The organism is Limnohabitans parvus II-B4 (assembly GCF_003063455.1).
GTDB lineage: Bacteria > Pseudomonadota > Gammaproteobacteria > Burkholderiales > Burkholderiaceae_C > Limnohabitans_A > Limnohabitans_A parvus.
Genome location: NZ_NESN01000001.1, coordinates 464,552 through 487,755, shown reverse-complemented (window position 1 = coordinate 487,755; position 23,204 = coordinate 464,552). Strand labels below are relative to the sequence as shown.

At 59.1% G+C, this 23,204-nt stretch carries 21 protein-coding genes; 11 read left to right on the top strand and 10 right to left on the bottom strand.

Annotation, left to right across the window (positions count from 1 at the left end; all coding sequences use genetic code 11):
• The first annotated feature begins 32 nt into the window (after positions 1–32).
• The gene (locus B9Z37_RS02150) at positions 33–1,112 is read left to right on the top strand and encodes a serine hydrolase (protein WP_205872527.1); all 1,080 of its coding nucleotides are present in this window, start codon (positions 33–35) and stop codon (positions 1,110–1,112) included.
• 54 nt (positions 1,113–1,166) lie between these two features.
• Here the strand turns inward: B9Z37_RS02150 and B9Z37_RS02145 are convergent, their stop codons facing one another.
• Genes B9Z37_RS02145 through aat form a run of 3 tightly spaced genes read right to left on the bottom strand, consistent with a single transcriptional unit; the run spans position 1,167 to position 3,508 of the window.
• Positions 1,167–1,955, bottom strand: a complete 789-nt coding sequence (locus tag B9Z37_RS02145; protein WP_108311392.1) for an IclR family transcriptional regulator — start codon at positions 1,953–1,955, stop codon at positions 1,167–1,169.
• Positions 1,956–2,006: 51 nt separating this feature from the next.
• On the bottom strand, positions 2,007–2,744 hold the full coding sequence (locus B9Z37_RS02140; RefSeq protein WP_108311391.1) for an arginyltransferase: 738 nt from the start codon (positions 2,742–2,744) through the stop codon (positions 2,007–2,009).
• Positions 2,741–3,508 carry a leucyl/phenylalanyl-tRNA--protein transferase gene (gene aat / locus B9Z37_RS02135; RefSeq protein WP_108311390.1) on the bottom strand — a complete coding sequence of 256 codons (768 nt, stop codon included), beginning with the start codon at positions 3,506–3,508 and terminating at the stop codon, positions 2,741–2,743. Before aat ends, B9Z37_RS02140 begins: the two co-directional genes overlap by 4 nt.
• 135 nt (positions 3,509–3,643) lie before the next feature.
• On the opposite strand from aat, the gene pgeF reads away from it, so the two are divergent.
• Positions 3,644–4,432: a peptidoglycan editing factor PgeF gene (pgeF, locus tag B9Z37_RS02130; RefSeq protein ID WP_108311389.1), complete on the top strand. Its 789-nt coding sequence runs from the start codon at positions 3,644–3,646 to the stop codon at positions 4,430–4,432.
• Here pgeF and B9Z37_RS02125 read toward each other — a convergent pair.
• Entirely contained in the window at positions 4,349–4,651 is a 303-nt protein-coding gene (locus tag B9Z37_RS02125; protein WP_108311388.1) for a hypothetical protein, read from the bottom strand. The genes pgeF and B9Z37_RS02125 overlap by 84 nt on opposite strands.
• Before the next feature lie 89 nt (positions 4,652–4,740).
• On the opposite strand from B9Z37_RS02125, the gene B9Z37_RS02120 reads away from it, so the two are divergent.
• The 3 genes from B9Z37_RS02120 to phbB all read left to right on the top strand — a co-directional run bounded on the left by B9Z37_RS02120 (position 4,741) and on the right by phbB (position 8,525).
• Positions 4,741–6,459, top strand: a complete 1,719-nt coding sequence (locus B9Z37_RS02120) for a PHA/PHB synthase family protein (RefSeq protein WP_108311387.1) — start codon at positions 4,741–4,743, stop codon at positions 6,457–6,459.
• Positions 6,460–6,487: 28 nt separating this feature from the next.
• Entirely contained in the window at positions 6,488–7,669 is a 1,182-nt protein-coding gene (locus tag B9Z37_RS02115; RefSeq protein ID WP_108311386.1) for an acetyl-CoA C-acetyltransferase, read from the top strand.
• 118 nt (positions 7,670–7,787) lie between these two features.
• Positions 7,788–8,525 (top strand): acetoacetyl-CoA reductase, encoded by a 738-nt coding sequence (gene phbB, locus B9Z37_RS02110; protein ID WP_108311385.1) that lies wholly within the window; start codon positions 7,788–7,790, stop codon positions 8,523–8,525.
• A 105-nt stretch (positions 8,526–8,630) separates the two neighbouring features.
• On the opposite strand, the gene B9Z37_RS02105 is transcribed toward phbB, so the two are convergent.
• Together B9Z37_RS02105 and B9Z37_RS02100 are read right to left on the bottom strand one after the other, a co-directional pair.
• Positions 8,631–9,551: an SPFH domain-containing protein gene (locus tag B9Z37_RS02105; RefSeq protein ID WP_108311384.1), complete on the bottom strand. Its 921-nt coding sequence runs from the start codon at positions 9,549–9,551 to the stop codon at positions 8,631–8,633.
• Positions 9,552–9,578: 27 nt separating this feature from the next.
• A complete protein-coding gene (locus tag B9Z37_RS02100) occupies positions 9,579–9,992 on the bottom strand; it encodes an NfeD family protein (RefSeq protein ID WP_108311857.1) in 414 nt (137 codons plus the stop codon).
• A 98-nt stretch (positions 9,993–10,090) separates the two neighbouring features.
• Between B9Z37_RS02100 and dusA the strand changes: the two genes are divergently transcribed.
• Positions 10,091–11,092, top strand: a complete 1,002-nt coding sequence (gene dusA / locus B9Z37_RS02095; protein WP_108311383.1) for a tRNA dihydrouridine(20/20a) synthase DusA — start codon at positions 10,091–10,093, stop codon at positions 11,090–11,092.
• Between the two features lies 1 nt (position 11,093).
• Here the strand turns inward: dusA and B9Z37_RS02090 are convergent, their stop codons facing one another.
• Positions 11,094–11,729: a GntR family transcriptional regulator gene (locus B9Z37_RS02090; RefSeq protein ID WP_108311382.1), complete on the bottom strand. Its 636-nt coding sequence runs from the start codon at positions 11,727–11,729 to the stop codon at positions 11,094–11,096.
• A gap of 174 nt (positions 11,730–11,903) precedes the next feature.
• Here B9Z37_RS02090 and scpA point away from each other — a divergent pair, with 174 nt between their 5' ends.
• The 5 genes from scpA to B9Z37_RS02065 all read left to right on the top strand — a co-directional run bounded on the left by scpA (position 11,904) and on the right by B9Z37_RS02065 (position 19,269).
• A complete protein-coding gene (scpA, locus tag B9Z37_RS02085) occupies positions 11,904–14,081 on the top strand; it encodes a methylmalonyl-CoA mutase (protein ID WP_205872526.1) in 2,178 nt (725 codons plus the stop codon).
• Entirely contained in the window at positions 14,078–15,091 is a 1,014-nt protein-coding gene (gene meaB / locus B9Z37_RS02080; protein WP_108311380.1) for a methylmalonyl Co-A mutase-associated GTPase MeaB, read from the top strand. The genes scpA and meaB overlap by 4 nt, the downstream gene beginning before the upstream one ends.
• Before the next feature lie 32 nt (positions 15,092–15,123).
• Positions 15,124–16,656: an acyl-CoA carboxylase subunit beta gene (locus B9Z37_RS02075; RefSeq protein WP_108286564.1), complete on the top strand. Its 1,533-nt coding sequence runs from the start codon at positions 15,124–15,126 to the stop codon at positions 16,654–16,656.
• Positions 16,657–16,737: 81 nt separating this feature from the next.
• Entirely contained in the window at positions 16,738–18,786 is a 2,049-nt protein-coding gene (locus B9Z37_RS02070) for an acetyl-CoA carboxylase biotin carboxylase subunit (RefSeq protein WP_108311379.1), read from the top strand.
• Positions 18,787–19,269 carry a VOC family protein gene (locus B9Z37_RS02065; RefSeq protein ID WP_108311378.1) on the top strand — a complete coding sequence of 161 codons (483 nt, stop codon included), beginning with the start codon at positions 18,787–18,789 and terminating at the stop codon, positions 19,267–19,269.
• A 320-nt stretch (positions 19,270–19,589) separates the two neighbouring features.
• Here B9Z37_RS02065 and rsxB read toward each other — a convergent pair whose 3' ends face one another.
• From rsxB to B9Z37_RS02050, 3 genes are all read right to left on the bottom strand, one after another.
• Positions 19,590–20,279, bottom strand: a complete 690-nt coding sequence (gene rsxB, locus B9Z37_RS02060) for an electron transport complex subunit RsxB (protein WP_108311377.1) — start codon at positions 20,277–20,279, stop codon at positions 19,590–19,592.
• Between the two features lie 5 nt (positions 20,280–20,284).
• Positions 20,285–21,781, bottom strand: coding sequence for a polyhydroxyalkanoate depolymerase (locus B9Z37_RS02055; protein ID WP_108311376.1), 1,497 nt, complete (start codon positions 21,779–21,781; stop codon positions 20,285–20,287).
• A 162-nt stretch (positions 21,782–21,943) separates the two neighbouring features.
• Complete coding sequence (locus tag B9Z37_RS02050; protein ID WP_108311375.1) at positions 21,944–23,140, bottom strand: amino acid aminotransferase; 1,197 nt, start codon at positions 23,138–23,140, stop codon at positions 21,944–21,946.
• Between the last annotated feature and the right edge of the window lie 64 nt (positions 23,141–23,204).

The following is a 23,204-nucleotide window of genomic DNA, read 5'->3' as shown; positions in this document are numbered from 1 at the left end:
ATATTCATATTATTTTTCCCGAGATGCCCCTCATGCGATCCATTTCCGTATTCAAAGACCAAGCCTCCAGTCTATGGGGGCAAGGGCTGCTTGGTGCTTTGACGTCGGCTGTATTGGCTGCTGTTTTGGTGCTGCCCATGTCGGTGCAAGCGCAGGATACAAAGTCATCTGCCAAAAAGCGACCCGTAGCCACTGCTGCCAAGTCCATTAAAAAGACAAAAGTGAGCACAGGCAAAGCCAACAAGCGCGTGTCTGTGCTTGCTCAAAAGGCTGTTCCGATGCGTGCATCTTTCGGTCAGATGGCGGGTCTTCATGCCGCCTCGGACCCTTTGGACTTGCGCTCCAGCGTGGCGCTGGTCATTGATCAGGACACCCGTGAAGTCCTGTTCCGTAAGAACGACCATGCCGTGTTGCCCATTGCATCCTTGACCAAATTGATGACCGGCTTGGTCATTTCCGAGGCCCAATTGCCCATGTCGGAAATGATTGCCATCACCCAGGCCGATGTCGATACCGAAAAGGGCAGTTCTTCCCGTTTGGCTGTCGGCACAGTCCTGAGCCGTGGTGATTTGTTGCACCTGGCACTGATGTCCAGTGAAAACCGGGCTGCACATGCTTTGGGTCGCACCTTCCCGGGTGGTTTGGACACCTTTGTGGCCCGCATGAATGCCCGCGCCCAGGCCTTGGGCATGTCCGATACGCGCTATGTCGAGCCAACCGGCTTGTCCAGTCGCAACCAGTCCAGTGCCAGCGATCTGGCTGTTTTGGTGGGGGCCGCTTACAAAGAACCCGTTTTGCGTGAGCTGTCAACTTCCCACGGTCGTGAGATTGAAGTGGGCAGCCGCACTCTTCAATACAACAACACCAACCGCCTGGTGAAAAGCCCTCAGTGGGACATCGGCTTGCAAAAGACAGGTTACATCTCTGAAGCCGGTCAATGCTTGGTCATGCAGGCGCAAGTCGCTGGGCGCAAGTTGATCATGGTTTTTCTGGACTCCGCCGGCAAACTCAGTCGCATTGCAGATGCTGAGCGCGTCCGGCGTTGGGTCGAGAAGTCGCCTGCTGTCTCCGCAAACAAGCATTTGGCACTGCCTGATCGTTTGCCTGGTTGAGCGCAGAGACTGCGCAGGATTGAAAAAGGCCTCAACAGAGGCCTTTTTCACGTCTTAAGCGACTTGGTGATCTCCGTGATGCCCCAAGGTTCTGGAGATGTCGTGCGCCGTGGCCTGCAGCTTGGGAAGCCAGCCTTCATCCAGTCGGTCGGCGGGTGCCGAGATGGACAAACCGGCCAGCAATTTGCCTTGGTCGTCATAGATGCCAGCGGCGATGCAGCGCACGCCCAACTCCAGCTCTTCGTTGTCACGGGCAATGCCGTATTGCTTGACGCGCGCCAGCTCTCTTTCGAGAACCTGCAGCTGGGTGATGCTGTTGCGCGTTTGACCGACCAAACCCGTGCGCGTGGCATAGGACCGAACGCGCAGAGGATCATCTGCCGCCAAGAAAAGTTTGCCCACCGAGGTCAAATGCAAAGGTGCTCTTCCACCAATGGCCCGCACTACTTGCATGCCTGACCGTTCGCTATAGGCGCGTTCGATGTACACGATTTCATCGCCTTGTCGCATGCTCAGATTCACAGGCTGCTGAATGAGTTTGTGCAAATCACGCATGGGGGTCAGGGCCGCATCGCGCACGTTCAAGCGACCCTTGACCAGATTGCCCAGCTCCAGCAGTCGCATGCCCAAGCGGTAATTGCCCGCTTCCGGGCGGTCAACAAACCGGCCTGTGGCCAAGTCATTCAGTATGCGGTGCGCGGTTGAGGGATGCAAGCCCGTTTTTTCGCTGATCTCCTTGAGGGAAATTGCTTCCTCGCGAGAAGCGAGGACGTCAATCAGCGAGAACATGCGCTCAATGACCTGAATCGTGGGTGTTGGCGTGAGTGCAGGGTCTTTTTTCATGGTGTCCGTGAGCAATCAGTAAATTTTACACTGTGAAAACTACTGTGCTTTTCAAGTCAACGCCTGCCACTGGCCTTGGACCCGTATTTCGCACGGACTGAACTTCGATTTGTAGTTCATTTTGGGGCTGCTCTCGATCCAGTAGCCCAAATAGACATAAGGCAGCTGGAGGTCGGCCGCTTGTTGAATTTGCCACAGCACGCCGTAAATGCCATAGCTTGCCTTGTCTTCAGGTTCATAAAACGTGTAGACCGCCGACAAGCCGTGGTTCAGCACATCCACGATGCTGATCATTTTCAATTTTCCTAAATCGCCATTTGCAGCAGGCGAGCGAAACTCGACGATGCGGGAGTTGACTCGGCTTTGAAGCAAAAATTGGTTGTATTGGTCCACACTGTCATGGTCCATGCCGCCGCCGGGGTGGCGGGTTGTCTGGTAACGCAGATACAGGGCGTAATGCTCGGGGTCGAATTGCAAGTCAAGTACCCGGACGTCCAGGTCTTTGTGGGCGAGCCAGGCGCGGCGTTGACTGCGATCGGGCTTGAACTCCTGGACTTTGACACGCAGAGGTTGGCAGGCGTGGCAACCGTCGCAGTAAGGGCGGTAGGTGAACATGCCGCTGCGGCGAAATCCTTGCTCCACCAGGTCAGAGTAGACCTCGTTCTGGATCAGGTGGCTCGGCGTGGCGACCTGGGAGCGTGCCGAGCGATTGGGCAGATAGCTGCACTCATAGGGCGCGGTGGCATAAAACTGCAGTGCTTGGATGGGAAGGTCTTGAAGATGGGTCACGACGTGGTGTCCAAAGCCGTCAATGCATCCCAGTATAAAGTTTGCTCAGCCCAAGGTACGGGCGGCATCAGGCGTGCCTGCTGGACACCTGTCAAAAACTGGGCACGGGGTATTTCTTGTGCCCCCAATGAAGCCAAATGGCGGGTGTTTTGCTGGCAATCGATGCTTGTGATGCCGTGCTTCAGGCAAACACTGACCAAGCTGGCGAGGGCCATTTTGGAGCCATCGGTCACTGTGGTGAACATGGATTCGCCAAAAACGGCATGGCCCAGAGCCACAAAATAAAGGCCTGCCACCAATTCACCATCGAGCCAAACCTCAGCGCTGTGCGCATGGCCTGCACGGTGCAGATCTTCGTAAGCGGTCACCATGGCCGGCACGATCCAGGTGCCACTTTGTCCCGCTCTGGGGGCTGCACTGCAGCGGCGCATGACTTGGCTGAAGTCCCTGTCAAAGGTCAGTGAGAATCCAGGGTGGTGCAGCCAGCGTTTGATGGCCTGGCGCAAAGAGCGGTGAAAGCGGAAATGCGCGGTATGCAACACCATGCGCGGGTCTGGACTCCACCACAACACAGGCTGGCCTGCACTGAACCAAGGAAAGACACCGTGGCTGTAGGACTCGATGAGGCGAGCGGCAGACAGGTCTTGGCTGGCAGCCAACAAGCCGGGCGCAGGGGATTGCGCATCCCAAGCCAAGTGGGTGCTGGGCAAGGGCTCGTCAGCTTGAATCCAGATCAGGTCAGGCATCTTGGGGGCACGTGGCATGGCTTCATTACACAATAAAAGGTACGCCTTACTTGCGGCGGGCTGTCCATGTCGTGGGTTTTTTGGGTTTATCCTCGAACACATGACACCCGGGCCAACTTGTTTGCTTGTTTTTAAAAGGCCAGCGTTCGCGCCATGAATCCTCTTTTCCACAATTGGTTGCGCCCAGAGTGGCCAGCGCCACCCCGCGTGCAGGCTGTCATGACCGACCGCGTGGGCGGTGTCTCATTGGCCCCATGGGACAGCATGAATTTGGGCGACCATGTGGGAGACCGCAGGCAGAGCGTTCAAACCAACCGACAGCGCTTGCAGGATGCCATCGGTGTTCGGCCTGTTTTTTTAAAGCAAGTGCACGGCGTTGACGCCATCGTGCTGGATGTGTCCAGTCAGGATGGCGCTGAGGCCGATGCGTGTGTGACCGCCGGTACAGAGGCTGCTTGCACCATCATGGTGGCGGATTGTCTGCCCGTGTTGATGTGCGATGTCTCCGGGCACTGGGTGGCGGCTGCGCATGCAGGTTGGCGCGGTTTGGCAGGTGTCCATGGCGCAGGGGTGCTGGAGAGCTTGCTGAACTCAGCACCTTTGTCGGGCACGGCGCGTCAAGACGTTCTGGTGTGGCTCGGCCCTTGTATCGGGCCCCAAGCTTTCGAGGTGGGGCCGGAAGTCATGGCGGCCTTTTGTGCTGATGATGCCGAGGCCGCACAGTTTTTCAAGCCTGTGGCACACGAAAAATGCTTGGCCGATTTGGCGGGCTTGGCCAGGTTGCGCTTGCATCGCATGGGCGTACAACGTGTCTTTGGCAATGACAGTGGCGCTGCTTGGTGCACTGTCACCCAGAATTCAAGGTTCTTTTCGCACCGCCGCGACAGCCGTGTCCTTGGCCAATCCGGGCGCATGGCTGCCTGCATCTGGCTCGCTGACTGAATCGGGCATCAGTTGCTGACCACTGGACGCTTCTTCTGTCCGTCGCTGGGCTTTGCGCCGCAAAGGTGTTCCCATCAAGTATGCGACCAAAGACATGGGCAGTGCGCCATACAGCATGAACGTGATGATGGCGCCCATGACCGTCCCCTGCGTACTAAAGGCCTCGACCAAGGCCATCAGCAGCGTGACGTAGAGCCAAGCCAAAATGATCAAATACATTTTTTTAGTCTTTGTAATTTAGGTGACAACAAATTGACAGATACTGACAGCAGCGGATATCAAAAAAACAATTTATCAGGAGACAACGCATGAGCGCTTCCACGCCAGAATTCTGGGCCCAAATGAGTGAGGGGTTCCAGCAGAACCTGTCCAAAAGCTGGGGACAGGCCATGCAGCATTTTCAGACCATCGACCTGGGTGGGCTCAAACCCGGTGCCGATTCGGCGGCTCCGCAGCTCAAATTCTCTCCTGAAAAGGTCCAGACCCTGCAAGGCCAGTACTTCAAAGACGCCTCGGAGCTGTGGAACCAGAGCCTGCACAACAGTTTGCAGGTCAAAGACCGCCGGTTTTCGGGCGATGCCTGGGCTTCCAACCCGGTGGCCGCTTTCAATGCCGCCACCTACCTGCTCAACGCCCGCACCCTGATGGGCCTGGCCGATGCGGTGGATGCCGATGACAAAACCCGCACCCGCATTCGTTTTGCCATTGAGCAGTGGGTGGCCGCAGCAGCGCCCAGCAACTTTTTGGCCTTCAACGCTGAAGCCCAGAAAAAAGCGGTTGAAACCAAGGGTGAGAGCATTGCCAAAGGCGTGCAGAACCTGATGCACGACATGCAGCAAGGCCATGTCTCCATGACCGACGAAAGCCTGTTTGAGGTCGGCAAAAACGTGGCCACCACCGAGGGTGCCGTGGTGTTCGAAAACGAGTTTTTCCAGCTCATCGAATACAAGCCGCTGACGGCCAAGGTCTATGAAAAACCTTTCCTGTTGATCCCGCCTTGCATCAACAAGTTCTACATCCTCGATCTGCAGCCTGAAAACTCCCTCATCCGCTATGCGGTCAGCCAGGGGCACCGCACTTTTGTGGTCAGCTGGCGCAACCCAGATGAGTCGATGAAGGACAAGACTTGGGACGATTACATCGAGCAGGCGGCCATCCAGGCCATCCACACCGTGCAGGACATCACCGGCGCACCCAAGGTCAATGCTTTGGGCTTCTGTGTGGGTGGCACGATCTTGTCGACCGCCCTGGCCGTGCTGGCGGCGCGTGGCGAAAAGCCCGTGGCCAGTGCCACCTTCCTGACCACGCTGATCAACTTCACCGACACCGGTATTCTGGATGTGTTCATTGACGACAACTTCGTCAAGTTCCGCGAGATGCAGATGGGCAAGGGCGGTTTGCTCAAAGGGCAGGACTTGGCATCGACTTTCAGCTTTCTGCGCCCGAACGATCTGGTCTGGAACTACGTGGTTGGCAATTACCTCAAGGGCGAGACGCCACCGCCCTTTGACCTGCTCTACTGGAACAGCGATTCGACCAACCTGCCTGGGCCCTTTTACGCCTGGTACCTGCGCAACACCTACCTGGAAAACAACCTGGTCAAGCCGGGTAAGGTCACCGTGTGTGGCGAGGCCATTGATCTGGGCAAGGTCGACATGCCGGTCTACATCTACGGCTCGCGTGAAGACCACATCGTGCCCATTGGCGGCGCTTATGCCAGCACCCAAGTGCTGCCCGGCAAAAAGCGTTTTGTCATGGGCGCATCGGGCCACATCGCGGGGGTGATCAACCCGCCCGCAGCCAAGAAGCGCAGCCACTGGTTGAGTGACAGCAGCAAGTTTCCGGCCGATGTGAACGACTGGATTGCCGGATCGAAAGAGATGCCCGGCAGCTGGTGGACCGACTGGTCCGATTGGCTCAAAGGCCATGCGGGCAAGCAAGTTGCAGCGCCCAAAACCTATGGCAAAGCCAGCAAATTCAAAGCCATCGAAGCGGCACCTGGCCGCTACGTGAAGGCCAAAGCCTGATTTTTATTCATCCCACGGAGACTTGAAAATGGAAGACATCGTTATCGTTGCAGCCGCCCGCACTGCGGTTGGCAAGTTTGGTGGCTCACTTGCCAAAACCCCCGCCACCGAGCTGGGCAGCATCGTCATCAAAGGCCTGCTGGAGCGCAGCGGTTTGCCCGTTGACGCCATTGGCGAAGTCATCATGGGTCAAGTGCTGGCCGCGGGTGTGGGCCAAAACCCCGCCCGCCAAGCCATGATGAAAGCCGGTGTGGCCAAAGAAACACCAGCGCTCACCATCAACGCCGTCTGCGGCTCGGGCCTGAAGGCCGTGATGTTGGCTGCGCAGGCCGTGGCCTGGGGCGACAGCGAAATCGTGATCGCCGGTGGGCAGGAAAACATGAGCGCCAGCCCGCATGTGCTGAACGGCAGCCGCGATGGCCAGCGCATGGGCGACTGGAAGATGACCGATACCATGATCGTGGACGGCCTGTGGGACGTTTACAACCAGTACCACATGGGCATCACCGCCGAAAACGTGGCCAAAGCCCACGGCATCACCCGTGAAATGCAAGATGCATTGGCTGCAGGCAGCCAGCGCAAGGCATCTGCTGCCCAAGAAGCAGGCAAATTCAAGGACGAAATCGTCGACGTGCTGATTCCTCAGCGCAAAGGCGACGCGCTGGTGTTCAACACCGACGAATTCATCAACAAGAAAACCAGCGCCGAAGTGTTGGCAGGCCTGCGTCCGGCCTTTGACAAGGCCGGCAGCGTGACGGCGGGCAACGCTTCGGGCATCAACGACGGCGCAGCCGCCGTGATGGTCATGAGCGCCAAGAAGGCTGCTGCTTTGGGCCTCAAGCCCCTGGCGCGCATTGCCGCCTTTGGCACCAGTGGTCTGGACCCGGCCCACATGGGCATGGGCCCCGTACCTGCGTCGCAAAAAGCGCTGGCCCGTGCCGGCTGGAAAGCCCAGGACGTGGACTTGTTTGAGCTCAACGAAGCGTTTGCCGCACAAGCTTGCGCCGTGAACCAGGCACTCGACATCGACCCCGCCAAAGTCAACGTCAATGGCGGTGCGATTGCGATCGGTCACCCGATTGGGGCGTCCGGTTGCCGCATTCTGGTCACTTTGTTGCACGAAATGCAGCGCAGCAATGCCCAAAAGGGCTTGGCCGCGCTTTGCATCGGCGGCGGTATGGGCGTGTCGCTGGCCATCGAGCGCGTTTAAAAACCTGCGCGCTCAAGCAGCGTTTGTTGGCGCACTGCCCACCGTACAAGGGCAGCCAACAATGGCCACTTGAGCGGGCATCATTGATTTCACTTCACTCATAACAAGGAGACAAACCATGAGTCAAAAAGTAGCTTACGTCACAGGTGGTATGGGCGGTATCGGTACCGCGATTTGCCAACGCCTTCACCAAGAGGGCTTCAAGGTCATCGCCGGTTGCGGCCCGACCCGTGACTACACCAAATGGCTGGACGAACAAAAAGCTTTGGGCTTCACTTTCTACGCATCGGTCGGCAACGTCGGTGACTGGGATTCCACTGTTGAAGCCTTCAGCAAAACCAAAGCCGAGCACGGCAGCATCGATGTGTTGGTGAACAACGCCGGCATCACCAAGGACCGCATGTTCCTGAAGATGAGCCGCGACGACTGGGATGCCGTGATGAACACCAACTTGGACTCCATGTTCAACGTGACCAAGCAAGTGGTTGCCGACATGGTCGAAAAGGGCTGGGGCCGGATCATCAACATTTCGTCGGTCAACGGTGAAAAAGGCCAGGCTGGCCAGACCAACTACTCGGCTGCCAAGGCCGGTATGCACGGTTTTTCGATGGCCTTGGCCCAGGAAATGGCCACCAAAGGTGTGACCGTGAACACGGTGTCGCCTGGTTACATCGGTACCGACATGGTCAACGCCATCCGTCCTGATGTGCTGGAAAAGATCGTGGCCACCGTGCCCGTCAAGCGTCTGGGCAAGCCCAGCGAAATCGCTTCCATCATTGCCTGGTTGGCCAGCGAAGAGGGCGGTTATGCCACCGGCGCTGACTTCTCGGTCAACGGCGGTTTGCACATGGGCTGATGCCCTTGCCGTTTGGCAGCACCTTGCTGGACATGGCCCACAAAAAAACCCGCCTCGGCGGGTTTTTTTGTGCCTGCATGGATCGCGGGCAAAGCGTCAACGCGGTCAGTTCCCGACTTGCTTGCCCGTGCCCACCATCTGCATGGCCGAGGCGATCAGGCCTGACACCTCGGTCATGTTGCCCGGCACGATGAGGGTGGTTTTGGCATCTTGCGCCACCTTGCCGTAGGCCTGCACGGCTTGTTCGGCCACTTTGAGTTGCACCGCCTGCTCGCCGCCGGGTTGGCGGATGGCGGCGGCAATGCGCTCGATGGCCTGCGCCGTGGCGTTGGCCATTTCGGTGATGGCGGCTGCATCGCCTTGTGCTTTGTTGATGGCGGCTTGTTTTTCACCTTCGGATCGTGCAATGAAGGCCTCACGCTCACCGGTGGCGATGTTGATCTGTTCCTGACGCCGACCTTCGGACGCGGCGATCAGGGCACGTTTTTCGCGCTCGGCCGTGATCTGCGACTGCATGGCATGCAGGATTTCGTTGGGTGGTGTCAGGTCCTTGATTTCGTAACGCAGCACCTTCACGCCCCAGTTGAGCGCCGCTTCGTCGATGGCTGCCACCACCTGCGCGTTGATGATGTCGCGCTCTTCAAAGGTCTTGTCCAGCTCCAGCTTGCCGATCACGCTGCGCAGGCTGGTTTGCGCCAGCTGGGTCACCGCCGTGATGTAGTTCGATGAGCCGTAGCTGGCCAACTTGGGGTCGGTCACCTGAAAGTACAGGATGCCGTCGACCTGCAGCTGCGTGTTGTCACGCGTGATGCAAATCTGGCTGGGCACGTCCAACGGGATTTCCTTGAGGCTGTGCTTCTGGATCACGTTGTCCACAAAAGGCACCACAAAGTTCAGACCCGGCGTGAGACTGGCGTGGTATTTGCCCAGCCGCTCAACGACCCAGGCATGCTGTTGTGGCACGACCTTGACGGTCTTGATGACGAACAGAACGGCGATGACCAGAAAAAGAATGGCGATTTCCATGTGAAGACTCCCTTTTTGAAATGACGATCAGATTTTTTCGAGCACCAGACGGCTGCCCTCGATGGCGCGTATGCGGTGGGGGCCTGGGGCTGGCGTGGGCGAAGTCGGACAAATCGCCGTCCAGTGGGCACCCCGGTGTTTGACCTGAGCTGTGCCCTGAGCGTCCCAAGAACTCACTTGCACGGTTTCGCCGATGTCCAGGTGAAGCTCAGTGGGAACTTGCGCTTCGCGGCGCAGGCTTTTTAGCCGCCACAACACCACGGCCAGACCGCCCACGACGGCCGCGCTCACCAGTTGCGGGGTCAGGCCTGCCCCCAAATGCGCAGCCAGCGCGGCCGCCACAGCGCCGATGGCCAGCATCAGCAAATAAAAGGTGCCGGTCATCAGTTCGGCGGCCACCAGAACCCCGGTCACCAGCCACCACACCGTTGTGTCGTTCATGCGTTCTCCTTCAAATTGGATGCTCCGATGCAGCATGCTACCTTTTTGTCAAAGGTCCAAGCGCGGATGGTCGCATCAGGGCAAGGATAATCAGGCCCATGCAATTTCCCGATATTCAACGCTGGCGCCTGTCCGTGGCCCCCATGATGGACTGGACTGACCGCCATTGCCGTTTTTTCCACCGCCTGCTGACACGGCACACCTTGCTTTACACCGAGATGGTGACCACCGGCGCATTGCGCCACGGCAGTGTGCAGCGCCACCTGCGCTTCAACGCCGAAGAGCACCCCGTGGCCCTGCAACTGGGCGGCAGCGATGCGACCGATCTGGCCCACGCGGCCAAGCTGGGGCAAGAGTGGGGTTATGACGAGATCAATCTCAATTGCGGTTGTCCCTCAGACCGCGTGCAGCGCGGTGCCTTTGGTGCCTGCTTGATGAACGAGCCGCGCACCGTGGCCGATGGTGTCAAAGCCATGCTCGATGTGGTGGATGTGCCCGTGACCGTGAAGCACCGCATTGGCATTGACCGCATTGAAAGCTACGACTTTGTGCGCGACTTTGTGGGCACGGTGAGCGATGCCGGTTGCAAAGTCTTCATCGTGCACGCCCGCAATGCCTGGCTCGACGGCCTGAGCCCCAAAGAAAACCGCGAAATCCCGCCGTTGCGCTATGAGCTGGCCTACCAGCTCAAAAAGGACTTTCCGGGCTTGGTCATCGCCGTGAACGGCGGCATCAAGACCAACGAAGAAATCGCCAGCCATCTGCAGCACGCCGACGGCGTGATGGTCGGGCGTGAGGCCTATTACAACCCTTGGCTGTTGGGCAGCTGGGACGCACTGTTCTATGGTGATGCCCACGAAGTGCCCAGCCGCGAAGTGGTGGAAGAGGCCATGGTGGCCTACATGGAGCGGGCCTTTGCCGAAGACGGCTGCCCTTGGTACGCCATTGCCCGTCACATGCTGGGCCTGTACCACGGCCAACGCGGTGGACGTTTGTGGCGTCAGGTCTGGAGCGACCACAAGCTCAAGCCTTTGCCGCCGCGTGAGGTCTGGACTTTGGCCCGTGCGGCACTGGCCCGAGGTGCGGTCATCACGGACTGATTTACTGCGCCGCCTGCAAGCCGTTCATGAAGTGCGCCGACATGCGCTCGGCGGCCATTTCGGGTTGACGCGCTGTGAGCGCCTGAACGATGGCCCGGTGCTCGGCCAAGGATTGTTCAATGCGCCCCTCTTTGAACAGCGAGCTGTGCCGGTTGAGCTTCATCACCTTGCGCAGATCGGCCACCATCTGGTCGCGCCAACGGTTGTCGGCCAATTGCAGCAGCAGCATGTGAAAGGCTTCGTTGATCTCGAAAAAGCGGTCCCGGTCAGCGATGGCGTTTTCCAGATCCTGGTGCAGGCCGCTGATTTGGGTCATTTGTTCGGCGCTGGCGCTTTGTGCTACCACGCGGGCGGCATCTGATTCGAGCAAAGCCAGCAGGTGGTAAACATCGCGCAGGTCTTTCTCGCTCACCTCGGTCACATAAGCGCCCCGGCGCACCTTCATGGTCACCAAGCCTTCGGCGGCCAGCACCTTCAGGGCTTCACGCAAAGGCGTGCGGCTGATGCCCAGGGCCTCGGCAATGCGCAACTCGTCAATCCAGCTGCCGGGCTCGAGTTCGCGCGCAAAAATCCGCTGCCGCAAGAGTTCGGCAACTTCTTCGTACAGAGCGCGTGGTGCGAGGGACAAGGCAGACATGGCGTGATGGGGCGGCGCTGACTCAGCGGTTGTTTGGGCGTTTCAGATGCTGAATTGTAAGCCGGTTAAAATATTCTGCATCAATAATTATGAATCACAGTGCTTGTAAGCCGGTCGGCAGCCTGCAGCTGCCAAAATCCGAACAAGTCACTTTTGTCCCGAAAGCACAGCGCCATGACGTCCAAATCCTTTGAATTCAACGCTTCCAACCTCGAAGCCTGGCAAAAAGCAGCGGTCAAATCCGCCCCTGGTGGCGATGTGAACGCCCTGAACTGGAAGACGCCAGACGGCATCGTCGTCAAGCCCCTTTACACCGCCGAAGACACGGCCAACTTGCCTTACGCCAACACACTGCCGGGCTTTGAGCCTTTCCTGCGCGGCCCACAGGCCACCATGTATGCGGTGCGCCCCTGGACGATTCGCCAGTACGCCGGTTTCTCCACCGCCGAAGAGTCCAACGCCTTCTACCGCAAGGCCCTGGCCGCAGGCGGGCAGGGCGTGTCGGTCGCGTTCGATCTGGCCACCCACCGCGGTTACGACTCTGACCACCCCCGTGTCGAGGGCGATGTGGGCAAGGCCGGGGTCGCAATTGACTCGGTCGAGGACATGAAGATCCTGTTCAACGAGATCCCGCTCGACAAAGTCTCGGTCTCGATGACCATGAACGGCGCTGTGCTGCCGGTGCTGGCGGGCTATGTGGTGGCCGCCGAAGAGCAGGGCGTCTCGCAAGACAAACTGAGCGGAACGATTCAGAACGACATTCTGAAAGAGTTCATGGTGCGCAACACCTACATCTACCCGCCCGAGCCGTCGATGAAGATCATCGGCGACATCATCGAGTACACGGCCAAGAACATGCCGAAGTTCAACTCGATCTCGATCTCGGGTTACCACATGCAAGAAGCCGGTGCCAACCAGGCGCTCGAGATGGCCTTTACCCTGGCCGACGGCAAAGAGTATGTGAAGACCGCCATTGCCAAGGGCATGGACGTGGATGATTTTGCAGGCCGCCTGTCCTTCTTCTGGGCGGTGGGCATGAACTTCTACCTGGAAATTGCCAAGATGCGCGCCGCCCGTTTGCTGTGGTGCCGCATCATGAAAGGCTTTGACGCCAAGAACCCCAAGAGCCTCATGCTGCGCACGCACAGCCAGACGTCTGGCTGGTCGCTCACCGAGCAAGACCCCTACAACAACGTGGTGCGCACCACCATCGAAGCGATGGCGGCCGTGTTTGGCGGCACCCAGTCGCTGCACACCAACTCGCTGGACGAAGCCATTGCGCTGCCCACCGAATTCAGCTCACGCATTGCCCGCAACACCCAGCTGATCATTCAGGAAGAAACCCACATCACCAACGTGATCGACCCTTGGGCCGGTTCTTACATGATGGAGAGCCTGACGCAAGAGATGGCCGACAAAGCCTGGGCGATCATCGAAGAAGTCGAAGCCATGGGCGGCATGACCAAAGCCGTGGACAGCGGCTGGGCCAAGCTCAAGATCGAAGCCGCTGCTGCCGAAAAGCAAGCCCGCATCGACTCCGGCAAAGACGTGATCGTCGGCGTCAATAAATACAAGCTCGCCAAAGAAGACCCGGTGGACAGCTTGTCGATTGACAACGTCAAAGTGCGCGATGGTCAGATTGAGCGCCTCAAGCACATTCGCGCCACACGCGACAGCGCCAAGGTGCAGGCCGCATTGGACGCTTTGACCGCTTCGGCCGAATCCGGCCAGGGCAACTTGCTGGACTTGTCGATTCAGGCGGTGCGCCTGCGCGCTACCGTGGGCGAGGTGTCCGATGCGCTCGAAAAAGTGTTTGGCCGTCACCGAGCCGATACACAAAAGGTGACGGGCGTTTACGCTGCAGCCTACGACGACGGTGAAAACGTGGGAGACACCATGGAATACTGGAACCAGCTCAAAGCCGACATCGCCGCCTTTGCCGACGCGCAAGGCCGCCGTCCTCGCGTGATGATTTCCAAGCTGGGTCAAGACGGACACGACCGGGGCGCCAAAGTGGTCGCCACCGCCTTTGCCGACTTGGGCTTTGACGTGGACATGGGGCCGCTGTTTCAAACGCCTGAAGAATGCGCCCGCCAGGCGATTGAAAACGACGTGCATGCCGTGGGTGTGTCCACTTTGGCTGCAGGGCACAAAACCCTGGTGCCCGCCATCATTGCCGAGCTGAAAAAGCAAGGCGCCGACGACATCATCGTGTTCGTGGGCGGCGTGATCCCGCGTCAAGACTACGACATGCTGTACGAAGCGGGCGTCAAGGGCATCTACGGCCCTGGCACCCCGATCCCTGTCAGCGCCAAAGATGTGCTGGAACACATCAAAAAGGCGGTGGGGTGAGTCCTGCACAGTTGCTTGAAGGTCTGTTGCGCGGCAACGCAGCCGTGCAGCGCCGCGCCATGGCCAAAGCCATCACGCTGCTGGAATCCACGCGTGCGGACCACCGCGCGCTGGCCGACGAGCTGCTCACGGCCATGCTGCCACACACGGGCAACGCGTTCCGTCTGGGCATCAGCGGTGTGCCGGGTGTGGGCAAGTCCACCTTCATTGAAGCGCTGGGTTTGTACTTGATCGGTCAAGGCCACCGCGTTGCGGTGCTGGCGGTGGACCCGTCGAGCACCGTGTCGGGTGGCTCCATCTTGGGCGACAAGACGCGCATGGAGTTGCTCAGCGTGCACGAACGCGCTTACATTCGCCCCAGCCCCAGCAGTGGCACTTTGGGTGGCGTGGCCGAGAAAACCCGCGAATCCATGCTGGTGTGCGAAGCCGCAGGCTACGACGTGGTGATCGTCGAGACCGTGGGCGTGGGGCAGTCCGAGACCGCTGTGGCCAACATGACCGACATGTTTGTGCTGATGCAGTTGCCCAATGCCGGCGACGATTTGCAGGCCATCAAAAAAGGCGTGATGGAGATCGCCGATCTGGTCGTCATCAACAAGGCCGACATCGACGCCATCGCTGCCACCCGTGCGCAGCTGCAGATCACCAGCGCCTTGCAGCTCTTGGGCATGCACGGCGGCTCGGGCCACGCGCATGCTGACGACACGCTGTGGCACCCCAAGGTGGTGCAGCTGAGCGCGTTGCTGGGCCAGGGCGTGGACACCTTCTGGACGGCCGTCAGCGAGTTCAAGGGCTTGCAAACCCGCAATGGCCGCTTGGCCTCGCGCCGCCAGCACCAGGCCTTGTCGTGGATGTGGGAACGCATCGATGCAGGCCTCAAACAAGCCTTCCGGGCTCAGTCGTGTGTGCAAACGCTGCTGCCCCAACTCAGCCAACAAGTCGCTACGGGCCAATTGGCCGCGTCGACGGCTGCCCGTCAACTGCTCGGCGCTTACCAAGTGCAGGGTTAATTTGAAATCTTCCTGGAGAAAAGAGAGCCACCATGCAAGACATCATTGAACAACTGGAAAAAAAGCGCGCTGCGGCCCGCTTGGGCGGTGGGCAAAAGCGCATTGACGCGCAGCACGCCAAAGGCAAGCTCACGGCCCGCGAGCGCATCGAAGTCTTGCTCGACGAAGGCACCTTCGAAGAGTGGGACATGTTCGTCGAACACCGTTGCACCGACTTCGGCATGGAAGACAACAAAATTCCTGGCGATGGCGTGGTCACCGGCTACGGCATGATCAACGGTCGTTTGGTGTTTGTGTTCAGCCAGGACTTCACCGTATACGGTGGCGCTCTGTCTGAAACGCACGCCGAGAAGATTTGCAAAATCATGGACCAGGCGATGAAGGTCGGCGCGCCCGTGATTGGCCTGAACGACTCGGGCGGTGCCCGCATTCAAGAAGGCGTCGCCTCGCTTGGCGGTTACGCCGACGTGTTCCAGCGCAACGTCATGGCCAGCGGTGTTGTGCCCCAGATCAGCATGATCATGGGCCCATCTGCAGGTGGTGCGGTTTATTCGCCCGCGCTCACCGACTTCATTTTCATGGTCAAAGACACGTCTTACATGTTTGTGACTGGCCCCGAAGTGGTCAAGACCGTGACCCACGAAGAAGTGACGGCCGAAGAGCTGGGCGGTGCGTTGACCCACACCACCAAGAGCGGTGTGGCCGATATGGCGTTTGAGAACGATGTGGAAGCGTTGCTGATGCTGCGCCGTCTCTACAACTATCTGCCGCTGAACAACCGCGAAAAAGCGCCTGTGCGTGCCAGCGGCGACCCGTCCGGCCGCTTGGACATGAGCCTCGATACCTTGGTGCCCGAGAACCCCAACAAAGCCTATGACATGAAGGAACTCATCGTCAAGACCGTGGACGATGGCGACTTTTTTGAGCTGCAACCCGACTACGCCAAAAACATCTTGATCGGCTTTGCCCGCATGGAAGGGCAGACCGTGGGCATCGTGGCCAACCAGCCGCTGGTGCTGGCCGGATGCCTCGACATCAAGAGCTCCATCAAGGCCGCACGTTTTGTGCGTTTCTGCGATGCGTTCAACATTCCCGTCATCACTTTTGTGGATGTGCCCGGTTTCATGCCCGGCACCAGCCAGGAGTTTGGCGGCATCATCAAGCACGGCGCCAAGCTGCTCTACGCGTACGCCGAGTGCACGGTGCCGAAAATCACCGTCATCACCCGCAAAGCCTACGGCGGCGCGTACGACGTGATGGCCTCCAAGCACTTGCGCGGCGACGTGAACTTTGCCTGGCCCAATGCCGAGATCGCGGTGATGGGTGCCAAAGGCGCGGTGGAAATCATCTTCCGCGAAGACAAGGGCGACCCCGAAAAGCTGGCGGCCAAAGAAGCCGAATACAAAGCCCGTTTTGCCAACCCGTTTGTGGCGGGCGCACGCGGCTTCATCGACGACGTGATCCAGCCGCACGAGACACGCAAGCGCATTTGCCGCTCGCTGGTCATGCTCAAAGACAAGAAGATTGAAAACCCATGGCGCAAGCACGGGAACATTCCACTGTGATCGGTACCCCGTCATGGCGGACTTGATCCGCCATCCATGGATCCCGGATCAAGCCCGGGATGACAGATAAAAGGATTCCATATGTTCAAGAAAATTCTGATTGCCAACCGCGGCGAAATCGCCTGCCGCGTCATCGCCACCGCTCAAAAGATGGGCATCCAAACCGTGGCCGTTTATTCCGAAGCCGACAAAGAAGCCCGTCATGTGATGCTGGCCGATGAGGCCGTGTTGATTGGCCCTGCGGCTTCGCGTGAGTCGTACCTGGTGGCCGACAAAATCATCGCGGCTGCCAAAGCCACAGGCGCACAAGCCATTCACCCCGGTTATGGCTTCCTGAGCGAGAACGCCGAGTTCTCCAAGCGCTGCGAAGACGAAGGCATCGCCTTCATCGGCCCACGTCACTTCTCGATCGCCGCCATGGGCGACAAGATCGAGTCCAAAAAGCTGGCGGGCGCTGCGGGCGTGAACTGCATTCCTGGTGTGAACGACGCCATCGAAACGGCCGAAAAAGCGGTTGAGATTGCCAAGGGCATTGGCTACCCCGTCATGATCAAAGCCTCCGCTGGCGGCGGTGGCAAGGGCTTGCGTGTGGCCTTCAACGACAAGGAAGCCCTGGAAGGCTTCACGTCTTGCCGCAACGAGGCGCGCAACAGCTTTGGCGATGACCGCGTGTTCATCGAGAAGTTTGTCGAAGAACCGCGCCACATTGAAATCCAGGTGCTGGGCGACAGCCACGGCAACGTGATTTATTTGAACGAGCGCGAGTGCTCGATCCAGCGCCGCCACCAAAAAGTGATCGAAGAGGCCCCATCGCCTTTCATCTCTGAAGCCACGCGCAAAGCCATGGGCGAGCAAGCCGTGCAACTGGCCAAGGCGGTGAAATACCAGTCGGCCGGTACGGTGGAGTTTGTGGTCGGCAAAGACCAAAGCTTTTACTTCCTGGAGATGAACAACCGCTTGCAGGTGGAGCACCCCGTGACCGAAGCGATCACCGGCCTCGACTTGGTGGAGCAAATGATCCGCGTCGCGGCGGGTGAAAAACTCACGCTGACCCAAGCCGATGTGAAACGCAACGGCTGGGCCATCGAGTGCCGTATCAACGCCGAAGACCCCTTCCGCAACTTCTTGCCATCCACCGGTCGTTTGGTGCGTTTCCAAACGCCTAAACAAACCATGTTCCAAGCCAACACCGCCGACCTGCTGGGCGTGCGCGTGGACACCGGCGTGCAGGACGGCGGCGAGATTCCGATGTTCTACGACTCGATGATCGCCAAGCTCATCGTGCATGGCAAAGACCGCAACGACGCGATCGCCAAAATGCGCGAAGCCTTGAACGGCTTTGTGATTCGCGGCATCAGCTCCAACATCCCATTCCAGGCCGCTTTGTTGGCGCACCCGCGCTTTGTGTCGGGTGACTTCAACACCGGCTTCATTGCCGAGCAGTACAGCCAAGGTTTCCGCGCCGAAGACGTGCCGCACGACGACCACGACTTTCTGGCCGCACTGGCCGCCTTTGTCCGTCGCAAGTCACGCCAACGCGCAGCCAACCTCAGCGGTCAGTTGCCGGGCTACGACGTCAAGATTGGCCAGGACTACGCCGTGGTGGAGTTGGGGCAGGGCGGCAAAAACCGTTACGTGCAAGTGCATGTGGACGAGTTCACGGGCAAACCTGGCGTGGCGCAAATCACTGTCGATGGCAAAACCTATGCGATCGAAAGCAACTCGCGTTTGAACGACATCCGCATTGAAGGCACTTGCAATGGCAAGCCCTTCACGGCCCAAGTCGAACGCGGCACCGTGAAAAATCCGCTGGCCCTGCAAGTGCAGCACAACGGCACCCGCATCGAAGCGCTGGTGATGTCGCCCCGCATGGCCGAGCTGCACAAGCTCATGCCCTACAAGGCACCGCCTGACTTGAGTCGCTTTGTGTTGTCACCTATGCCAGGTTTGCTGGTGGATGTGGCCGTCACCGTGGGCCAAAAAGTGCAAGCCGGTGAGCGCGTGGCCGTGATCGAAGCCATGAAGATGGAAAACGTGCTCTTTGCTGCGCAAGACGGCGTGGTCAAGAAAGTGGTCGCCGCCAAGGGCGAATCGCTCACGGTGGACCAGATGATCGTGGAGTTCGAATAAATGGCACGCCCCTTCAAAGTGCTGGGCGTCCAGCAGATCGCCATCGGCGGGCCTGATAAGGGCCGCTTGCAAAAGCTCTGGGTCGACATGTTCGGTCTGGAGGTGACCGGTACCTTCAAAAGCGAACGCGAGAACGTGGACGAGGACATCTGTGCGATTGGCACCGGCCCGTTCAAGGTCGAGGTCGATCTGATGCAGCCGCTGGACCCCGATAAAAAACCCGCTGTGCACACCACGCCGCTCAACCACATTGGTTTGTGGATCGACGACTTGCCGGTGGCCGTGGAGTGGCTCACCTCGCAAGGCGTGCGCTTTGCCCCAGGGGGCATCCGCAAGGGTGCGGCTGGCTTTGACATCACGTTTTTGCACCCCAAGGCGAACGAAGAGTTCCCGATTGGCGGCGAGGGCGTGCTGATCGAATTGGTGCAGGCGCCTGCCGAAGTGGTCAAGGCCTTTGCGGCTTTGGCGGCCAACGCGCACTGAACGGTGTCGGGGCTGAAGGTCCGACCTGCAAAGATGTGTCGCAATGATGTGTCATGCCCGCAAGGAGTTGTCATACCCGCAAGGAGGTGTCATACCCGCAAGGAGGTGTCATACCCGCGAACGCGGGTATCCATGGCAGTCGAGGGCTCAAGGCATGGCCTCCCGCTCGGGTCGGGTGTGGCAAGTATTTGTCATACCCGCGAACGCGGGTATCCATGGTGGCCGAAGCCATGGACCACCGATCAAGTCGGCGGTGACAGCCTGGGGTATGTCGGGGGGTAACGAGGTGCAAGACGGCGCTGACTGAGCGGAGCAGCCCATCAAGCCCCTTGCTGCCGCGCTTTGGCTTTGGCCAGTGCCGCTTCAATGATGGCGCGCTTGCGGTCAGCTTCAGGCGCGTTTTCTTTACCCTTGGTGTGCATTTCAAGGTCCGCCAATTTGTGTTCGGCTTTGGCCAGTAATTGCTTTTGGTGCAACTGTTCTTCGCGCACAAGGCGTGTCTGGCGAGCTTCGTAGCGCTGGCGGGCGGTTTGTGCCAGTGAGGGCGACCAAGCGGCCCAACCGGTTTGCTGGCCACTCACGTTCTCCAGCGCAATGCAGTCCACCGGGCACACAGGTATGCAAAGCTCGCAACCCGTGCACCAGGGCTCGATCACGGTGTGCATGAGCTTGTTGGCCCCCAAAATGGCATCGGTCGGGCAGGCCTTGATGCACAGCGTGCAACCAATGCACCAAGCCTCGTCAATGATGGCCACATGGCGGGGGCCTTCTGTGCCGTGTTCAGGATTCAGGGGCAGCGCAGGCCGGCCTGTCAGAGCGGCCAAGCGCTCAATGCCTGCTTGCCCACCGGGTGGACATTGGTTGATGAGCGCTTGCCCTTCGGCCATGGCGCGTGCATAGCTGGCGCAATCCGGAAAGCCGCAACGTGTGCACTGCGTTTGGGGCAGGGCATCGTTCAGGCATAGAAAAAGCGCCTGGGTCTCAGGCGCTGTGGGGTGCGAAGCGGGCATGGGCCTCAGGCTTTTTTCTTCGCGTCAACCCAAGTGGTTTTCACCGCTGTGTTGGTCTTGCCTGCCGCTGTAGATTTGCTGGTCGCTTTGGCGACCACGTTGCTTGCGGGCTTGGCGACGGCTTTGAGCGTCACTTTGGCGGGCGTTTTCACCGCAGGTTTGGCGACAGTTTTGGCCGCGACCGGCTTGACGGCTGCAGACGCTGCCTTGGGGGCCGCCGATGCCGGCTTGCTTGCCGATTTGGTGTGGTTCAAGATGAACTTGACGACTTGCGGGTAGACCACAGAGCGCCAGCGGCTGCCGCTGAAAATGCCATAGTGGCCTGCGCCTGGCACTTCCAGGTGCTGACGGTCATTGGCGGCCACGCCGGTGCACATGTCCTGCGCAGCGCGGGTTTGGCCCGATCCGGAGATGTCGTCGAGTTCGCCTTCAACGGTCATCAGGGCCGTGCCCTTGATGTCTTGTGGCCGCACGCGTTCGACTTTGCCATCCACACCTTTGACGTCCCAGGTGCCGTTGACCAGTTTGAAGTCCTGGAACACGGTGGCGATGGTTTCCAGGTAGTAATCGGCATCCATGTCGAGCACGGCGTTGTACTCGTCATAAAACTTGCGGTGCGCTTCGGCGCTGGCGTCGTCACCCTTGATCAAGTCTTTGAAGTAATCGTAGTGGCTGGTGGCATGGCGGTCGGGGTTCATCGCCACAAAGCCGGTGTACTGCAAAAATCCAGGGTACACACGGCGACCCGCACCCGGGAAGTTGGCCGGGACGCGGTAGATCACGTTGTTCTCGAACCACTCAAAGCTCTTGTTGGTGGCCAGGTTGTTCACCGAAGTAGGTGATTTGCGGGCATCGATCGGGCCGCCCATCATGGTCATGGTCAGCGGGGTCTTCTCGCCACGGCTGGCCATGAGCGACACGGCAGCCAAAACCGGCACGGTGGGCTGGCAAACGCTCACGATGTGGCAGTTGCCATAGATGGATTGCAGGTGACGGATGAATTCCTGCACGTAGTTGATGTAGTCGTCCAGGTGGAATTCACCTTCAGACAGGGGCACCAAGCGGGCATTTTTCCAGTCGGTGATGTAGACCTTGTGGTCTTGCAGCATGGTGCGCACGGTGTCGCGCAGCAAGGTGGCGTAGTGGCCTGACAAGGGCGCCACGATCAGCACAACGGGTTGGCTCTTGAGCTGGGTGAGGGTCGCAGGGTCGTCTGAAAAACGCTTGAAGCGGCGCAGTTCGCAAAAGGGTTTGTCGATCTCGATGCGCTCATGGATGGCGACATCGGTCTTGTTGACCTTGATGGTCTTGATGCCGAATTCTGGCTTTTCGTAGTCCTTGCCCAGACGGTGCATCAAGGCATAGCCTGCAGATGCCCGTTGGGCCAGAGGCGTCTGAGACATCGGATTGAGTGGGTTGCTGTACAGCTTGGCCGCAGCCTGCGCCAGATCGGAAAAGGGTTCCATGATCGAGCGTTGTGTTTCGAAGATCTGGTAAAGCATGTGACAGTTTCCCTAGGGTGCAACAATATGGTGCGGTGCAGCAATACTACAGGACGAAAGCGTTTATTTTTGGAGGCACAACCCTAATCGGCAGTCACCTTCCGGACCGCCCAAAAAGAAACCGCCCCGTCAGGGGCGGTTGCAAGCTTGACGTCAGTCAATTCAGATGACTTTGGCGATCGATGCGCAAACGTAGTCAATGTTCTTGCTGTTCAGCGCGGCCACGCACATGCGGCCGGTGTCGGTGCCATACACGCCGAACTCGCTGCGCAGACGCACCATCTGGTCTTTGGTGAGGCCCGAGTAGCTGAACATGCCGATCTGGGTGGTGATGAAGCTCATGTCTTGCTTCACGCCTGCAGCCTTGAGACTGTCCACCAGCTTTTGGCGCATGGCCTTGATACGCACGCGCATTTCAGCCAGTTCTTGCTCCCACTGGGCGCGCAGCTCGGGGTTGTTCAGCACAGCCGCCACCACCGCGCCGCCGTGGATGGGCGGGTTGGAGTAGTTGGTGCGGATGGCGATCTTCAATTGCGACAGCACGCGGGACGCTTCTTCTTTGTCAGAAGCCACCACCGACAGGGCGCCCACGCGCTCGCCGTACAGGCTGAAGCTCTTGGAGAAAGAAGTGGACACGAAGATGTTCAGGCCTGCAGCCACAAACTTGCCGATCACCGCGCCGTCTTCGGCGATGCCGTGGCCAAAGCCCTGGTAAGCCATGTCCAAGAACGCCGTGAGGCTCTTGGCCTTGACGACGGCAATGACCTGGTCCCACTGGGCGTCGGTGATGTCATAACCCGTAGGGTTGTGGCAGCAAGCGTGCAGCACGACGATGGTGCCTGCGGCAGCAGCGTTCAGGCTGGCCAACATGCCGTCGAAGTTGACGCCGCGCTTTTCGGCGTCGTAATAAGCGTAGGAGCTCACTTCAAAACCAGCGTTAACAAAAATGGCGCGGTGGTTTTCCCAGCTGGGGTCAGAAATCAGGACTTTGGCGTTGGGGCTGACTTTCTTCAGGAAGTCGGCGCCGATCTTCAGGCCGCCCGTGCCGCCGATGGCTTGCACGGTGGAGACGCGGCCCGACTTGACCACGTCAGATTCAGCACCAAACACCAGTGCTTTGACGGCGTTGTCATAGGCCACGATGCCGTCGATCGGCAGGTAGCCACGCGCAGTGGGGGTGGCCATCATGGTTTTTTCGGCGGCTTGCACACATTGCAGCAGGGGCAGTTTGCCGTTGTCGTCGAAGTACACGCCCACGCCCAAGTTCACTTTGTTGGGGTTGGTGTCGGCGTTGTATTGCTCGTTCAGACCCAGGATCGGGTCGCGGGGGGCCATTTCGACGGCGGAAAACAGAGACATGGAAAGTCCTTGGATTGTGTTCAGTGGTGGCAGGAAACCCGTTCCTCGGTTAGGCTTTCGGGTT

What these genes read in the sequence shown, in the direction of transcription:
- phbB (WP_108311385.1), top strand. Translation starts at nt 7,788, where the DNA reads ATGAGTCAAAAAGTAGCTTACGTCACAGGTGGTATGGGCGGTATCGGT.
- dusA (WP_108311383.1), top strand. Translation starts at nt 10,091, where the DNA reads ATGCAATTTCCCGATATTCAACGCTGGCGCCTGTCCGTGGCCCCCATG.
- B9Z37_RS02120 (WP_108311387.1), top strand. Translation starts at nt 4,741, where the DNA reads ATGAGCGCTTCCACGCCAGAATTCTGGGCCCAAATGAGTGAGGGGTTC.
- B9Z37_RS02150 (WP_205872527.1), top strand. Translation starts at nt 33, where the DNA reads ATGCGATCCATTTCCGTATTCAAAGACCAAGCCTCCAGTCTATGGGGG.
- B9Z37_RS02145 (WP_108311392.1), bottom strand. Translation starts at nt 1,955, where the DNA reads ATGAAAAAAGACCCTGCACTCACGCCAACACCCACGATTCAGGTCATT.
- B9Z37_RS02050 (WP_108311375.1), bottom strand. Translation starts at nt 23,140, where the DNA reads ATGTCTCTGTTTTCCGCCGTCGAAATGGCCCCCCGCGACCCGATCCTG.
- scpA (WP_205872526.1), top strand. Translation starts at nt 11,904, where the DNA reads ATGACGTCCAAATCCTTTGAATTCAACGCTTCCAACCTCGAAGCCTGG.
- B9Z37_RS02090 (WP_108311382.1), bottom strand. Translation starts at nt 11,729, where the DNA reads ATGTCTGCCTTGTCCCTCGCACCACGCGCTCTGTACGAAGAAGTTGCC.
- rsxB (WP_108311377.1), bottom strand. Translation starts at nt 20,279, where the DNA reads ATGCCCGCTTCGCACCCCACAGCGCCTGAGACCCAGGCGCTTTTTCTA.
- B9Z37_RS02105 (WP_108311384.1), bottom strand. Translation starts at nt 9,551, where the DNA reads ATGGAAATCGCCATTCTTTTTCTGGTCATCGCCGTTCTGTTCGTCATC.
- B9Z37_RS02100 (WP_108311857.1), bottom strand. Translation starts at nt 9,992, where the DNA reads ATGAACGACACAACGGTGTGGTGGCTGGTGACCGGGGTTCTGGTGGCC.
- aat (WP_108311390.1), bottom strand. Translation starts at nt 3,508, where the DNA reads ATGCCACGTGCCCCCAAGATGCCTGACCTGATCTGGATTCAAGCTGAC.
- pgeF (WP_108311389.1), top strand. Translation starts at nt 3,644, where the DNA reads ATGAATCCTCTTTTCCACAATTGGTTGCGCCCAGAGTGGCCAGCGCCA.
- B9Z37_RS02070 (WP_108311379.1), top strand. Translation starts at nt 16,738, where the DNA reads ATGTTCAAGAAAATTCTGATTGCCAACCGCGGCGAAATCGCCTGCCGC.
- B9Z37_RS02055 (WP_108311376.1), bottom strand. Translation starts at nt 21,781, where the DNA reads ATGCTTTACCAGATCTTCGAAACACAACGCTCGATCATGGAACCCTTT.
- B9Z37_RS02065 (WP_108311378.1), top strand. Translation starts at nt 18,787, where the DNA reads ATGGCACGCCCCTTCAAAGTGCTGGGCGTCCAGCAGATCGCCATCGGC.
- B9Z37_RS02115 (WP_108311386.1), top strand. Translation starts at nt 6,488, where the DNA reads ATGGAAGACATCGTTATCGTTGCAGCCGCCCGCACTGCGGTTGGCAAG.
- B9Z37_RS02125 (WP_108311388.1), bottom strand. Translation starts at nt 4,651, where the DNA reads ATGTATTTGATCATTTTGGCTTGGCTCTACGTCACGCTGCTGATGGCC.
- B9Z37_RS02075 (WP_108286564.1), top strand. Translation starts at nt 15,124, where the DNA reads ATGCAAGACATCATTGAACAACTGGAAAAAAAGCGCGCTGCGGCCCGC.